Origin of the sequence: Brachyspira murdochii DSM 12563 (assembly GCF_000092845.1) — a bacterium.
Lineage (GTDB): Bacteria > Spirochaetota > Brachyspiria > Brachyspirales > Brachyspiraceae > Brachyspira > Brachyspira murdochii.
In genome coordinates this window covers 2,573,501-2,587,556 of sequence record NC_014150.1, presented here as the reverse complement: position 1 = coordinate 2,587,556, position 14,056 = coordinate 2,573,501, and the positions used below count along the sequence as shown (strand labels likewise).

15 protein-coding genes are annotated in these 14,056 nt (G+C 27.6%); 10 read left to right on the top strand and 5 right to left on the bottom strand.

Annotation, left to right across the window (positions count from 1 at the left end; genetic code table 11):
* Positions 1–20: 20 nt before the first annotated feature.
* From BMUR_RS11420 to BMUR_RS11400, 5 genes are all read right to left on the bottom strand, one after another.
* Positions 21–1,880, bottom strand: a complete 1,860-nt coding sequence (locus BMUR_RS11420; RefSeq protein ID WP_013114179.1) for an NERD domain-containing protein — start codon at positions 1,878–1,880, stop codon at positions 21–23.
* A 46-nt stretch (positions 1,881–1,926) separates the two neighbouring features.
* Positions 1,927–3,945 carry an ATP-binding protein gene (locus tag BMUR_RS11415; RefSeq protein WP_013114178.1) on the bottom strand — a complete coding sequence of 673 codons (2,019 nt, stop codon included), beginning with the start codon at positions 3,943–3,945 and terminating at the stop codon, positions 1,927–1,929.
* A 63-nt stretch (positions 3,946–4,008) separates the two neighbouring features.
* Positions 4,009–4,215: a DUF6290 family protein gene (locus BMUR_RS11410; protein ID WP_013113827.1), complete on the bottom strand. Its 207-nt coding sequence runs from the start codon at positions 4,213–4,215 to the stop codon at positions 4,009–4,011.
* 509 nt (positions 4,216–4,724) lie between these two features.
* On the bottom strand, positions 4,725–6,497 hold the full coding sequence (locus tag BMUR_RS11405; protein ID WP_013113826.1) for a terminase large subunit: 1,773 nt from the start codon (positions 6,495–6,497) through the stop codon (positions 4,725–4,727).
* An 8-nt stretch (positions 6,498–6,505) separates the two neighbouring features.
* On the bottom strand, positions 6,506–6,904 hold the full coding sequence (locus BMUR_RS11400) for a P27 family phage terminase small subunit (protein WP_013113825.1): 399 nt from the start codon (positions 6,902–6,904) through the stop codon (positions 6,506–6,508).
* A 129-nt stretch (positions 6,905–7,033) separates the two neighbouring features.
* Here BMUR_RS11400 and BMUR_RS11395 point away from each other — a divergent pair, with 129 nt between their 5' ends.
* The 10 genes from BMUR_RS11395 (at position 7,034) to BMUR_RS11350 (ending at position 14,043) form a co-directional block, all read left to right on the top strand.
* Positions 7,034–8,311 (top strand): phage portal protein, encoded by a 1,278-nt coding sequence (locus BMUR_RS11395; RefSeq protein WP_013113824.1) that lies wholly within the window; start codon positions 7,034–7,036, stop codon positions 8,309–8,311.
* Positions 8,298–8,960, top strand: coding sequence for an HK97 family phage prohead protease (locus tag BMUR_RS11390; RefSeq protein ID WP_013114177.1), 663 nt, complete (start codon positions 8,298–8,300; stop codon positions 8,958–8,960). The genes BMUR_RS11395 and BMUR_RS11390 overlap by 14 nt, the downstream gene beginning before the upstream one ends.
* A gap of 19 nt (positions 8,961–8,979) precedes the next feature.
* Complete coding sequence (locus tag BMUR_RS11385; RefSeq protein ID WP_013113823.1) at positions 8,980–10,263, top strand: phage major capsid protein; 1,284 nt, start codon at positions 8,980–8,982, stop codon at positions 10,261–10,263.
* A 24-nt stretch (positions 10,264–10,287) separates the two neighbouring features.
* Positions 10,288–10,728, top strand: coding sequence for a head-tail connector protein (locus BMUR_RS11380; protein ID WP_013113822.1), 441 nt, complete (start codon positions 10,288–10,290; stop codon positions 10,726–10,728).
* A gap of 67 nt (positions 10,729–10,795) precedes the next feature.
* A complete protein-coding gene (locus tag BMUR_RS11375) occupies positions 10,796–11,149 on the top strand; it encodes a phage head completion protein (protein ID WP_008730219.1) in 354 nt (117 codons plus the stop codon).
* A 1-nt stretch (position 11,150) separates the two neighbouring features.
* Positions 11,151–11,609, top strand: coding sequence for a hypothetical protein (locus BMUR_RS11370; RefSeq protein ID WP_008730217.1), 459 nt, complete (start codon positions 11,151–11,153; stop codon positions 11,607–11,609).
* Between the two features lie 11 nt (positions 11,610–11,620).
* On the top strand, positions 11,621–11,992 hold the full coding sequence (locus BMUR_RS11365) for a hypothetical protein (RefSeq protein ID WP_013114176.1): 372 nt from the start codon (positions 11,621–11,623) through the stop codon (positions 11,990–11,992).
* 34 nt (positions 11,993–12,026) lie between these two features.
* The gene (locus BMUR_RS11360) at positions 12,027–13,430 is read left to right on the top strand and encodes a hypothetical protein (RefSeq protein ID WP_013114704.1); all 1,404 of its coding nucleotides are present in this window, start codon (positions 12,027–12,029) and stop codon (positions 13,428–13,430) included.
* A gap of 11 nt (positions 13,431–13,441) precedes the next feature.
* The gene (locus BMUR_RS11355; protein WP_013113819.1) at positions 13,442–13,789 is read left to right on the top strand and encodes a hypothetical protein; all 348 of its coding nucleotides are present in this window, start codon (positions 13,442–13,444) and stop codon (positions 13,787–13,789) included.
* A 65-nt stretch (positions 13,790–13,854) separates the two neighbouring features.
* Positions 13,855–14,043: a hypothetical protein gene (locus tag BMUR_RS11350; protein ID WP_013113818.1), complete on the top strand. Its 189-nt coding sequence runs from the start codon at positions 13,855–13,857 to the stop codon at positions 14,041–14,043.
* Positions 14,044–14,056 lie beyond the last annotated feature (13 nt).

The following is a 14,056-nucleotide window of genomic DNA, read 5'->3' as shown; positions in this document are numbered from 1 at the left end:
AAGCTTACGCAGAGGTATTATTATTCGTAATGAAACAATTTATTCTCTATTATTGTAGGTATAGATATTTCAAAATTTCCTATTTTTAATTTCTTAGTTATTATTTTAATTCTATCTTCATAAAAAGAATTTGAGCTCATAAAATATATTTCAAAGTTATTAGAAAATTCATCTTCAGTATTATATAAGTTTTTAGCTATTTCATGTTTTTCTCTAGTACTTAAGTCATACTTGATAAATCCTTCTTTACCAACATTAATATATTTACGAAGCATATTTATATCTATAATATAAACTCCAGATCTTTCTGTTCCAGAAAATAAACTATAATTTGTTATAACACATTTAATAATTTTTTTATTTTGAAATGAAATTTTTTTATTTTGAAATTTTTTATTATTTTTTATTAAAAATGTAGTTTTTCTTATTATTTGATCAACCGCTTTATTAATAATAGTTTCATATCTTTGTATTAACTGTGAATTAAATGGATATCTAATACATTTAATTTCAGCTACTATAATTGTATTTTTTGTTTCTAATATAAAATCTATTTCCTCCATCTCTTTTTTAGAAATTTTATATTTACCATGATCTATTTTATAAAAAAATTTTTTTTCAGATAATAGAAGTGTAATTTCATCTACGACAAATTTTTCAAATAGATTTCCTTTTTTATCTTTAAAACAAGTTGTTTTATTATTCATATATTCATCTACAATAAATATAATATTGCCATATTTTATAGGTGTAATTAATAAATGATAAAAATCACCATTTTTTATTAAAGGTTTATTCCAAAAACTAGATTTATTATCATAAGTTAAATATTCTATTATATCATCACAAATATTACTATCTAAATTAGTTATTTTTGTACAATATTCAGATAGTAATTTTTTATTTATTTTAAATAAATAAAAATTGATATTATGCTTTGTATCAGTTATATAATTTGATACATTGTATAGTATATAATCTAATGCAATAAACACTCTGAAAAAATTTAGTGCCATATCATTATAATTTTTATCATAGTAATAATGGTATATTACTAAACTATTTATATATAATTTCATTCTACCTTCTATATACATATTTTTTACCGACTTTTTTTCTATATCAAAAAATATTTCACCAGTCATTTCGTTTATTTTTAAATTTTCTATGTATATGTTATCAAAATAATATATTTTCAAGTTATGAGTATTCATTAGAGAAGATATTAATTTTTCATTAACCTTCAATAAATTAATATATTTTAATATATGAAACTTATCTTTATATTCTATTTTATATTTATAAATACTAACTTCAGATAAAAATGCATTTTCAAAACATATATATTCATAAATAGTTTTTAAAATTAAAAATTTATTATTTTCTCTTACTAGATCAATATTCATATAATTGATAGTAGATGATATTATTTCCTTATTGTTAGTTATATACTTAAATAATTTAAAATTAAAGTCTAAAAGATCTACAGTAGTGTCAATAATATCATTACATGAAAAATAATTATTTTCTAATTTTATATTACTATTTGTCATAGATACCATATTTAATTCTTTTTCATTTTCTAATTTATTTCTATACTGCATAGTGATATCTATGCTATCAGAATTAGCAATTGCTATAAAACTTAAAAATAGACTACTTAATTGTTCATCTGAATATATGTTAGTTATATTTTTTAATTCTTTACAAAAATTAGAGTAACTTTTTTCATTGATAATAATGAATATTAATAAATTTAATTCTTTAATACTAATTTCATTTGTATCTTTAAAAAGCTCTAAAATATTTTCTATACTAGAATCTTTATTAAATATGTTATAATCATATGCTAATTTTGTAATAAGTTTTTCATATTCCATAATGTATTCCCAAAATATTTATTTTATATTAATATATAATTAATAATTATTTTTTCACATTTAACTTCAATTTAATATTATTGAAGTTTATTTCAGGATATTTTTTTTCAATATTATTTAATATATAATTATCTTTAACTTTTATTTCATTACTCATATAAGTTAATTTATCTCTATTTTCTTTTATTAAATCAGCCCAGTTCATTACCCATATTTCAATATTTCCTGTTTTATATAATGGTTCATTATTGCTTATATATATTGCATCATCTTCATTAATACTTGAACCTATTAATATGATTTTAAAATTTACATTTTGTTTACTTATACTACTGGATTTTGATATCTCAGATCCATATCTTTTTACTTGTTCAATTTCTTTATTACCCAATTTAACACTAGGTCTCTTTAATTCTACAACTAATACCTCATGTTTTTTATTAAATTTAAAGTCTGAATAAAAGAATAAATCTGTTATTTTTGTTATATTATCATCTGATTTTATTTCATCAAACTCTTCACAATTATTTTTCATAATATTTGCTCGTAATCGTTCTAAATTTTTTCCTAAATTAGTATCACTTTCTATTATAGCACTACTATAAATATATTGTTCTCCAAATATCCATAAATTTTTCTCTAGTACTTTATGTAACTGTTTACGTTCTAATATATATTTAGATATATCATCACTATAATTAATTTCATGTAAAAAATCTAAAAATGCCATTTTATTAGCAACATTATCAGAAAAAGTTATAACTTCATCTAATTCTGTTTTATCTATTAATTCTTCAAATTGTTTGATGTGTTCTTTTTTTAGCGTATTAATACTATTAATTATTTTTTTTAAATTTGGATTATCTAAACAACCATCTAATAATGGATAAATAATTTTCATCAAATCTTTATTATTAGATGACAATAATTTATATTTATCTTCTATAGAATACGCTATTTGTATAAATGCTATTTCTTTACTTTTAGATGAACTAATATTGTTTTTATATGGATAGTTATCATTTTTTATTAGTTTATCTCTAAAATTAAAATATTCTTCATAATTATTTAAGAAAAAATTTTTGATATCTGTTTCTATTTGATTTAAAAAATTTTTTACATCAATATTCATATCCTTTAAATCTATATTTTCAAATGATTCTACATTTTTATCTATGTATTCAGAATCCACATATATATGCCAACTAACTTCCGATTTTTCTTTATAAGGTATATCCATTTCTATATCAAAATAATTTAATATATTTTTTATATTGTTATTTTCAGTTCTTATACAAAGTACTTTTTCTTCTTTCTTTTTTTTAGACTTATGTTCTATAACATCATATTCTATTGAATAATCGTTATATTGTCTTTCAAATTTGTTTCTATCCAACTGATAGTTTTTAGTATCAATTTTTATACCATTTACAAAAAATTGAATATTTTTATCTAACATTTCTATAGGATACATAGTAAATAATGATAAACCTATATTTTCTGTTTTTAATGCATCACAAATTTTATGTTTTCTACTGTTATAATTTTCATAATCTTTAGTAAATATGTCTCTTACTTCTATAAAAAAATATGTATCCTTTTTTGAATTAAAAATATAACTTTCAAGTTCTACTTCTTTATCTATATATCCATTTTGAAGTTCATTTAAATTTAATGTACATGATGTCTTTGTATAATTATTTAAAATTTTATCATAAGAAACTGTTTCAAAATAAGCAGTTTTACCAAATTGAAAGACTGAAAATCTTCCTGTTCCTTTTCCTTTAGGTTTTATGTCTGTAGCTATTTCTAATATTTTCTTTTGAAAATCACTAAGAGATACACCTTCTCCATCGTCTTTTATTGATAAAGAAGTTATACTATCTTTTATCATTTCACCTTCAGAATCAGATGTCATATTTATTTCTATATTATTTGCAGATGCTTGAATAGAATTATTTATAAGTTCACATAAAGCTAAAAAAGTATTGCTTTTATCTACTAAAGAATTTGTTATTAATCTTCCATTTACTTTTATTAATTTACTTTCTTTTTTTACATACATAATGAATTCCAATACGATAACCTTTATTATCGCAACACCTAATATATATAAATTATTTATTTGTTATATTTTAAATTTCTCCAAAGCACATTTTCTAGCATATTGTCCTATGCTCATTCCTTCTTTTTTTGCGGCTTCTTCAAGCATTTTATTTTCTTCTTCATTTAATCTAAAAGATATTCTATAGCTAGGCTTTTTATCCTTATCATCTTTCTTTTTTCTGCCAGCTCCAATTCTAGCACCACCATGAGTATTTTTTTTATTATCCATTAATTACCTCTTTTAAATAAAAGAACTAAAACTGCTATATTAAGTGATAATGATACTAAAGATAATATTGCATTTATAGTTGTTAACATCTTGACAACTCCTATATTATATATATAATAATAACTATGGAAGTCAGGAGCCAAGTCGGCAAACTCAGCTCCCTTTCGTAAGCTAATAAAAATTATTTTTTAATCTTTATCAGCTTAACCACAATTACGATAAGGGTCATTATATCAATAATTGTAGCTATGAAAGTTAAGACTTCCATAATTATTTCCTCCTTTTATCTAGGATTAATTATATTATAGCATATCTTGAAAAAATGTCAACTATTTTTCAATTAAAATTAATAACTTTTTTTCTTTAACAAAATTATAAGTGATTTATATTTGCTTGGCGGGGGGTGGGGAAAATCTCTACAGGCTTTCAATCGGTGCAACGAGTGGGGAGTCTTTTGTGCATGGCGATAATTTTTTTATTAGGGGGTACTTATAAAATTAGTGATATTATTATAATGTAAAAACGCCTTCAGTTTCATAAATACTTTTAGTATCTTCAAAATGATTTTTAATCACTCTATGAAGAGCCATAATGGAGGCTACAACACCATCTATTCTTTTATATGATCTTCTTCTGTCAGGTTTTACAGGCAAATAATTATCCCTCCCATCCGTTTTTACTTCACAGCAGCTTATCATCCAATTAAGAACTGCATTATTACCATGAAGGAGTTTTCGTTCATCTATAGTTTTTTCAAATAAAGAAGTTCCTTCAGATAAACCGCCGACTGCAAAAGATTGCCTAACCTGTTCCATTTTGAAGCCCTCACTTTCTAAGTGTGTTACTATTTCAATAGCTTTCCAAGGGTCATAAGCTATTTCTATAATTTCAAAATCTTTCGCATCATTTAGTATTGAGGATTCTATAACATCAAAATCTATTATATCACCGCTTGTTAAAGTAATTAAACCTTGCGAAGCCCATAATTCATAAGGCACTCTGTCTTCTTTAGAACGCTGCCTTATATTTTCTTTAGGCATAAAGAAGCGAGGCAGAAGTATATACGGACCATTATCAATAGAATCAAAACATAAAACATAAGCTGCTATATCTCTTGTAGTTGCTAAATCCAAACCGATGCAGGCTTTCCTGCCTTTTAATTCATTTATATTTATATTTTGATGTGAATAAGATTTAATCCATCTGTCAGAAGATATCCAAACTTCACTAGCCTGTGTCCAAACATTCAAGTTTTTTGTAAGTATATCAGTTCTTTGAATAGGTTTATCTAGCCCTTCTAAAAGCCTAGATTTGAGATAACTGTCTTTTACAGAAACATTTATATTAGGATTAGCTTGAAAAATAATTTTATTTATTAATTCTTCCTGCTTAGAAACATCTTCATTTTTATTTAATTTTTCTTTATATTCGGACATAAATACCCAAATATCATTGATGTTGTCAGGCTCATATATTATTGTAAAGTATTCATCATTATTTAATGAACCTTTTAATATTTGCTTTGCATATTCATATTCAGAAAAACACACTGAAGATTTATCAAAACCAGCAGTAGTAATTATAAATACAAGCGGCTGCCTTCTAGCTCCCATTCCAGATTCAAGAACATTTAGTAGTTCATTATCAGGATGTGCATGGTACTCATCTACTATCACTAAATGAGGATTTAATCCGTCTTCAGTGTTGCTGTCCTGTCCAAGCGGTTTGGATTTTGATGCAGTATCTTTTTTCTTTGTAATTGTAGAAGTTTGTTTATATGTAATCGCTTCTTTATTAAGAGCTTTTGCTTTTCTTATTTGCCTTTCGCTTTCGCTCCATGCAATTTTCGCTTGATCTTTTTTAGTAGCTATATAATATATTTCAACTCCAGCCTCTGCAGGACTGTCGCAGAAAAAACAATAATTACCAATGCCAGATGCAAAAGTAGTTTTTCCATTTTTCCTGCTCACTTGAACGTATGCTTTTTTGTAACGTCTGAGTTTATTTTCCTTTCTTCTCCATCCGAATATACTTGCTATTATAAACTGTTCCCAAGGCTCTAGTATAATATTATGATTTGCCCATTCTCCTTTTGTATGTACTAAAGATTGTATAAACATGATAGGACGTTTAGCTTCATTATCATCAAAATAAAAAGGATAATCATTATTTTTTGATTTTTCTATATCGTCCAAATGCCTTTTTACAGATAAAAAAGCAGCTTGACACACTGGCAATTCTTTATTTATAACTTTATTGATATATTCTTCATAGGTATACATTATATTATTTAACCATTTATCATTTTTTCAAGCGGATCATCCTCTTCTATAGTTTCAGGATATGGTACTTTCTTTTTTGAAGCAGGAGTTAAACCAAACTCGGTAAGCATTTTTGTATATGCCGTTATAGCTTTATGATAAGCTAAATATTCTCCCATAGTCTGAGAGTTTTTACCTGATAAATAACCAGCTATAGAACCTCCTTCATTAATCATAGCCTCATAAAGATTCATAGCATCGCCGTAATGAAGACATAAAAGCTCAAAAGCTGATATGTCAGCAGGTCCGAGCATATTTTTTTCGGCAAAGATAGGTGCAAGTTCTTTCCATTTTTTTATAGAATATTTATTAAAATAATTAGGAGGAGCTTGTATTTTATATCTTTTTTTATCATTTTTATTTTGCATAATAGACTCCATTAAAAAATAATGCTCATTAAATAGTAATGAATATAATAATTTATGACTATAAATACATTAAAAAAATAGGAAATATAAAATAAAACTTATATTTCCTTATATTTTTTTTATATATATATGTCTGTAATAAAAAATATAAGGAATTATATAAAAAAATGGCTGTTTCCTGATTTCAGCTATATTGACAGCAGTAATTTTTTATCAATTCAAAATGATAAAACTTTATCAGCAGTCAATCCAAATACTGCTTTAACTTTCTCTACAGTATTTGCATGCGTGAGAGTTATTGCTGAAACAATAGCTACTTTACCGCTTTTTGTATATAAAGTAAATGGAAATAATAAAATAAAAGCTAAAGATCATTCTTTATATAGATTATTGCATGACGCTCCTAATGAAGAATGCACATCAGTATCATTTATAGAAAGTCTAATCACTCAAATACTTCTTCAAGGCAACGGCTTTGTAGAAGTAGTAAGGGATAATTTCAACAGAGTAACAGAACTTTATCTAATAGATTCAAATAAGATTAAAATATATAGAGATTCAAACGGCAATAAAATGTTTGAATATTCAGATGATGGAGAAATAATTACTTTATCTCCGTCTCAAGTTATGCATATAGCAGGACTTGGATGGAACGGAGTGATAGGATACAGTCCAATAGCTATGATGCGTAAGCAAATAACTACTGGACTTTATCAGGATAATTTTGCATTAGATTTCTTTTCTAATGGTGTTAAAAAAGTTCCAATTATTTCGCATCCGCAACAATTAAGCAAAGAAGCCAAACAAAATCTCAAAGAAAGTTTCAGAGATGCTTGGGAAAAAGGTATTGTTGTTCTTGAAGAAGGAATGAAAATAGACCCTATCACAATGAACTTGTCAGATGCACAGTTTTTAGAAAGCAGAAGATTTTCAGTAGAGGAAATATGCCGAGTGTTCCGTGTACCTCCACATTTAATTGGTGATTTAAGCAGGAGTACAAATAATAATATAGAACATCAAAGTATAGAGTTTGTAACGCACACAATAAGACCGTGGTGCGTTCGTATAGAAAAAGCATTGAATGGCTATTTATTAAATAATTTAGAAAGAAAAAAATATAATATAGAGTTTAATTTAGACGGACTTTTGAGAGGCGATACTCTTACAAGGCAGCAGGCTAACCAAATAAAATTAAATAATGGTGTTCTCACTAGAAATGAATGGCGGATACTGGAAAACCTTAACGAAGTAGATGATGAATACGGAGATGAGTATTTCGTTTCTCAGCAAATAAGACCAATAAAAACAGTTTATGAAACTTCAGAAAATGAGAGCAATCAAGACTTTAATATAAATAATAATGAAAATAAAAAATTAGAAGAGGAATATAAAGATGCCAGCAAGTAATAATGAAATTAGAAGTATAGATATTAATATTCAAAAAAGTACAGACACAGAAGGTGAGCCTCTTAAATTAAGAGGCTATGCTATTGTATATAATTCTTTAAGTGAGCCTCTCTATGGAGATTTATTTAGAGAGCGTATAAACAGAGGAGCTTTCACTAAATCATTATTAGAAAATGATCAAGTATGTTTATGGGGACATGATACAAGATATGTTCTAGGCAGAAAGAGTTCTGGCACATTAATTTTAAGAGAAGATGAAAAAGGGTTATATTTTGAAGTTTCTATGCCAAATACTACTTGGGCAAGAGATTTGAAAGAAAGCGTGGACAGAGGCGATATAAAGCAGATGTCTTTCGGATTCAAAGTAGTGAGAGATAATTGGATTGATGATAAAGAAACATTAAAAGAATACGGAATGCCTATACGTGAAGTAGAAGAAATCACTTTGCATGAAATATCATTAGTAACATTTCCAGCTTATCCTCAAACGAATGTTAGGCATAAAAATGAAGATGTATATATTCCACCGAGTAGGTGCCTATCGGCAAAACCGCCTGATAAATCTATACCTATAGAGAATGATGATTTTGATTATAGAAATAAAGAATATGAACAAAAAATAAAATATCTAAAAATAAAAAATAAATAATAATAAGGAGTATCAAATTATGTCACCAGAAGAATTGAGAGCTTTAATAGAAAAACTAAAAAATGAAAATGCTTTAGATTTACAATCTATTGATGAACTTATGCAAAAAAGACAAGCATATTCTGCTATGAGTATTGAAGAGAGAGAAAATAAAAAAGAAGATATATCAAAACTAGATAATGATATAGATACTTTAATGAAGAATATAGAAAATAGAAATAAGGAAATAGAGAGAAATGATAAACTTCTATCACTTCAAACTAAATCTTCTATGAATAAAAGAAATTTAGCTGATAATTTGGACAATTCATCTGCTGATGATAACGAAGCTGAATTAAGAGCTAAAGTTGACAGATGGTTTAGATCAGGCAATGATAAAGAAATAAGAGAAACACTTCAGGCAGGCGTTGCCGAAGGCGGCGGATATACTATAGCACCTCAGTATCTAGTAAAGCAAATTATAAAAGACTTAGATGATGCAGTACAGATAAGAAAAAGAGCAAATATCATTCCTGCTATGAACGGATATGCAAGCATAGGAATACCTACACTTGACAGTGATTTAAATGATCTTGATTGGACAGCAGAAATCGCAGAAGTTACAGAAGATACAAATATGTCTTTTGGAAAAAGAGAAATGAAGGCTAATCAATTAACTAAGTTAGTTAAACTTAGTAAAAGATTAATAAAGCAAAGCAACATAGATATTCAAGGTTTAGTTGAGGAGAGAATAGTATATAAATTGGCTTCTACATTAGAGCATAATTATTTATATGGAAATGGACAGGATAAACCTCTAGGTATATTTGCTCAAACTTCAGATAATACAGCAGCTATTCCAACTGACAGAGATATAAAAGTAGGAACTGCAAGTGCTGCTATAACTTATGATGGTTTAGTAGATGCAGTAAGCGGATTGAAAGGCGGATATCAAAACGGAGCGGTATGGATGCTTAATAAAAAAGCAGTTGCTGCTTTAAGAAAATTAAAAGATAAGCAGGACCGTCCTATTTGGCAGGAAAGTTTAATAGCGGGACAGCCTAGTATTTTACTTGGTATACCAGTTGTGCAAAATGACTTTATAGAAGATAAGCTGGAAGCTACAAAATATTTTGGGTTCTTAGCAAACTTAAAATATTATTGGATTTTTGACAGCTTGTCTATGGAACTTCAAGTTTTGCATGAGTTATACAGCAAAACAAATCAGGTAGGTTTCCAAGTAGGATATTGGGGAGACGGTGCCCCTATTCAAAAATCAGCATTTGTAAGATTACTTCCAAATGATCAAGCGTATGCAGCTTAATAATTTTTAATAAGGCTTTTATATATGAGCAGTGATACTGAAGATATTAATAGTATAGACATTGATGTCAGAAAAGTAGTCGAAGAAGGTGATGATGACGAAGAAAAGCAAGCGGAAAGCCCGCCGAGTGATACTAATCACTCGGGATTGTCGGGGCTTGTAGCGAGCGAAGATAATAAAGTAGTTACTTTGTCAGAGTTCAAAAAGTTTCTAAACTTAGAAGGCATTGACTATGATGATGATATACTGCATCTGACTTTAGACAGTGCAATCGGCTATTGTAATAAAGCTAATGAAATAGAATACAAAAGAGCCGATTGTCCTCCTGAAGTTAGGTATGCTATTCTTGGACTTGCTGCTCATTATTTTGAAAGCAAAACAGGAGAAGCCAGTCAAAGTGAGGAAGTTGCTTTGAAAGGTGTTCATAGATTATTGGCCATTGCAAGGGAAAAGTTTACTCTATAGGAGATGAGCCAAGCCAGCGAATAAGTTTACTTATTCGCTTTTATTAGGCGAGGCGAATATAACAATAATGAAAGTTGGAAAATTAATTCATACTATAACTTTTTATAGAACAAAGTATATAGATAATGGAAACGGAACAGGAAGTAATGAATTAATAGAATTAAGAAAAGTAAAATGCTCTATTGAAGATATAACATATAAAGATATACAGCAGGGTAAAAGAAAAGATTTAACAAGAACTTTGAAAGTACATACTCATTATTTCAAAGAGTTTGATACCAAAGGAATGATGGCCAAAATAAACCGTGAAAATGATATCTATGAAGTCATTAATATGGAGAATGTTTCATATAAAAATATAGAATGCATATTTACAATAAAGAAATTAGTAAATAATAAAAAAGCTGACAATAGAGAGTAATATGTCTGAAAAAAATAAAGTAACTCTTACAGGGTTTGATGAGTTCAGGAAAACTTTAGAAGAGTTAGGAATTGATTTTAAGAATGAAGTAAAAAAAGCCTCATTAAAAGAAGCTAGAAGAATAGCAAAAGAAGCTAATGCAAAAGCAAAAAGCAGAGGCTGGACTTTTGATAAATATTTTACTGTAAAAGAAACAAGAATAAACAAAAAGAGTAATACTGAAAGCAATGTTAAGATTACTACAATTAGCGGAAAAAGAGGCACAGCACCTGAGAAAAATAAAATAAAATGGTATAAAGAGCAAGGCGATAGGTATTATGCTTTTTTTAATGAATATGGAAATAAATATAAAAATGAAGTGCCTTTGTTAATACCTCTATTTGAATCAAACAGAGAGAATATAGAAGAGGCAGTCAAAAGTGCTTTGAATATAGTAATACAAAAAGCTAATAATAAATAGAGTTTATAAATATGCATAGAGTAATTTATCAATTATTAAAAAGTCTTACTCAAGAAGATAAAAAAACGGCAGGTGTTTATTTGGATTTTGTTGAGGACAGCAATGTAGATAATGATAAAAGCTATATAGTTTATTCTCTTCAAAGTTCAAATCCTAAATATGAGTTTGAATATTCAAGAGATATTTATCAAGTTAGTGTTTATTCTACAAGTTTAGAACATGCATTAACTCTTCAGAAAAAAATAGGTAAGTATTTTAATAGTTTGAAAAAAAAGATAGATAATATTGAGATATGCGGCTGTGATATAAGCAATGAAAGCCATTCTCGTATAGATAATGCATATCAGACAATGACAATAATAGAAATATTATATAAATATTAATATAAAGCTAGCATAATAACAATAAGGAGATATTATGAGTCAAACAAGTGTGCAAGAAAAAAAAACAATAAGATACGGAAGTGCCAAAGTTTTGATAGGAGATAGATTTGATAAACTTATAAATATAGGAGCAGCACGCAGTGTTGCTGTAAAAGAAACTATAACTACATCAGATATAGAAAGCGACAATGCAGGAACTATAGCTACTTTAGTGACAGAACATAAAATGGAATTAACTCTTGACAGTTTAGAAATTAATTTCAAAAACTATGCTGAGGCAAGAGGCGGTATAGATAATATAGACAGCTATGATGGTAAAACAGAAGTTACAAAACAGTATATAGTAGAATCAGATACATATAAAAGAGGTGAAGAAATAAAAGTTCCATTTAGAAATGCAGACGGAAGCGAAGTAACAATAACTAAAGTAGAAAAGAAAAACTCTATGGGAAATATTCGCATAGAAGAATCAAGCTACGAAAAAATAGGAACTAATGGAATAAAAATTACAGATACTAAAATATCTCCTAGCACAGATACTTTAATTATTACATATACTAGAACTATGCCTAAAATGGTACGCATGGCAACAGGAGGAAAAAGTTCTACAATCAAACCTAAATGCATAATGATAGTTAATACTAATGCTGAGAGTAAAGAATTAAGAATATATTTACCGCAGGCTTCAATAGCAGGCGGCTTAGAGTTTAGCTTCCCTTCTGATAAAGCACAGGATGTGTTGGTAGGGAAATTAAGTTTCTCAGCGACTTTAGCAGGCAGTCAGCAAAGCGGAGAGCAGCTTGCATGGTATGAAGATGAACAGTCTGTAGGTAAAGATGAAGAAGAAATAAAAGATACAGAAGAGGAAACATCAGATACAGAAAGTGAACCTAATGTTCCATTAACTTTAGAAAGTGATAAACCAAATGTAGATATAAGAGCAGATGGAAATGATACTGTAGCATTAACTTCAAATGCTGACGAGATAACACATACAGTAGAGCCTCCAGATCAGCAGTTTTTTGATGTGAGCTATGAAGCTGAAACTAAAACTTTCACTATTACAGGAAAGGCAGAAGGTACAGCTACATTAAAAATCACAGCTAAAAAAGCAGGCAGTGAAGATATTACTAAAGATATATCTATTAATATACAAGCGGTTCCAGAAGCTTTAACTTTAGAAAGTGATAAACCAAATGTAGATATAAGAGCAGATGAAAATGATACTGTAGTATTAACTTCAAATGCTGACGAGATAACACATACAGTAGAGCCTCCAGACCAGCAGTTTTTTGATGTGAGCTATGAAGCTGAAACTAAAACTTTCACTATCACAGGAAAGGCAGAAGGTACAGCTACATTAAAAATCACAGCTAAAAAAACAGGCAGTGAAGATATTGTAAAAGATATAGAAGTAAATATAAATGCAAATATATAAGGATCTGAAATATGGCAGATATAGAAATTGTAGATTTAGAAGAGTTTAGTAATAAAAAAGCAGTTTATGCCAAACTTGGCAAATACAAGATAAATGTTAATGATATACCTGTGGGCTTGGCATTAAAAATAAGTGATTATAGCCAGTCTATAGCAGAGAAAGGTTTTCTTGATTCACAGACTGTGATAGAAGATATAGTAATTCCTCTTATACAAAGACAGGATAAAAATACCTGCCGAGAAGATATATTAGAAGATTTTAATTATGATCAGCTTATAAAAATATTCAGAATGATAATGGACGGCTTTTATAAAGCAGGAATTGATGCTCCTAATGAGGATAAAAAAAAAGAAAACTAATAAAAATAGAATTAATAAAGTTATTTGCACATTTAGCTAATAGCTATGGGTGGACAGAAGACTGTATGATGGAGATGAGTTTGCAAAGACTTCTGCTCTATTATACAGCTTCTTTAAATTTGCCTTATATTATAGAAGTAGAAGAGAAAACTAAATCAAACAATTCTTCATCTGAAATAAAACAGGGAAATAAAACTATAAAAAAAGAAAGACAAGGTTTATGGGAAATAGAAACTATTACGGTAAATAATTAGCAATAATAAAAAA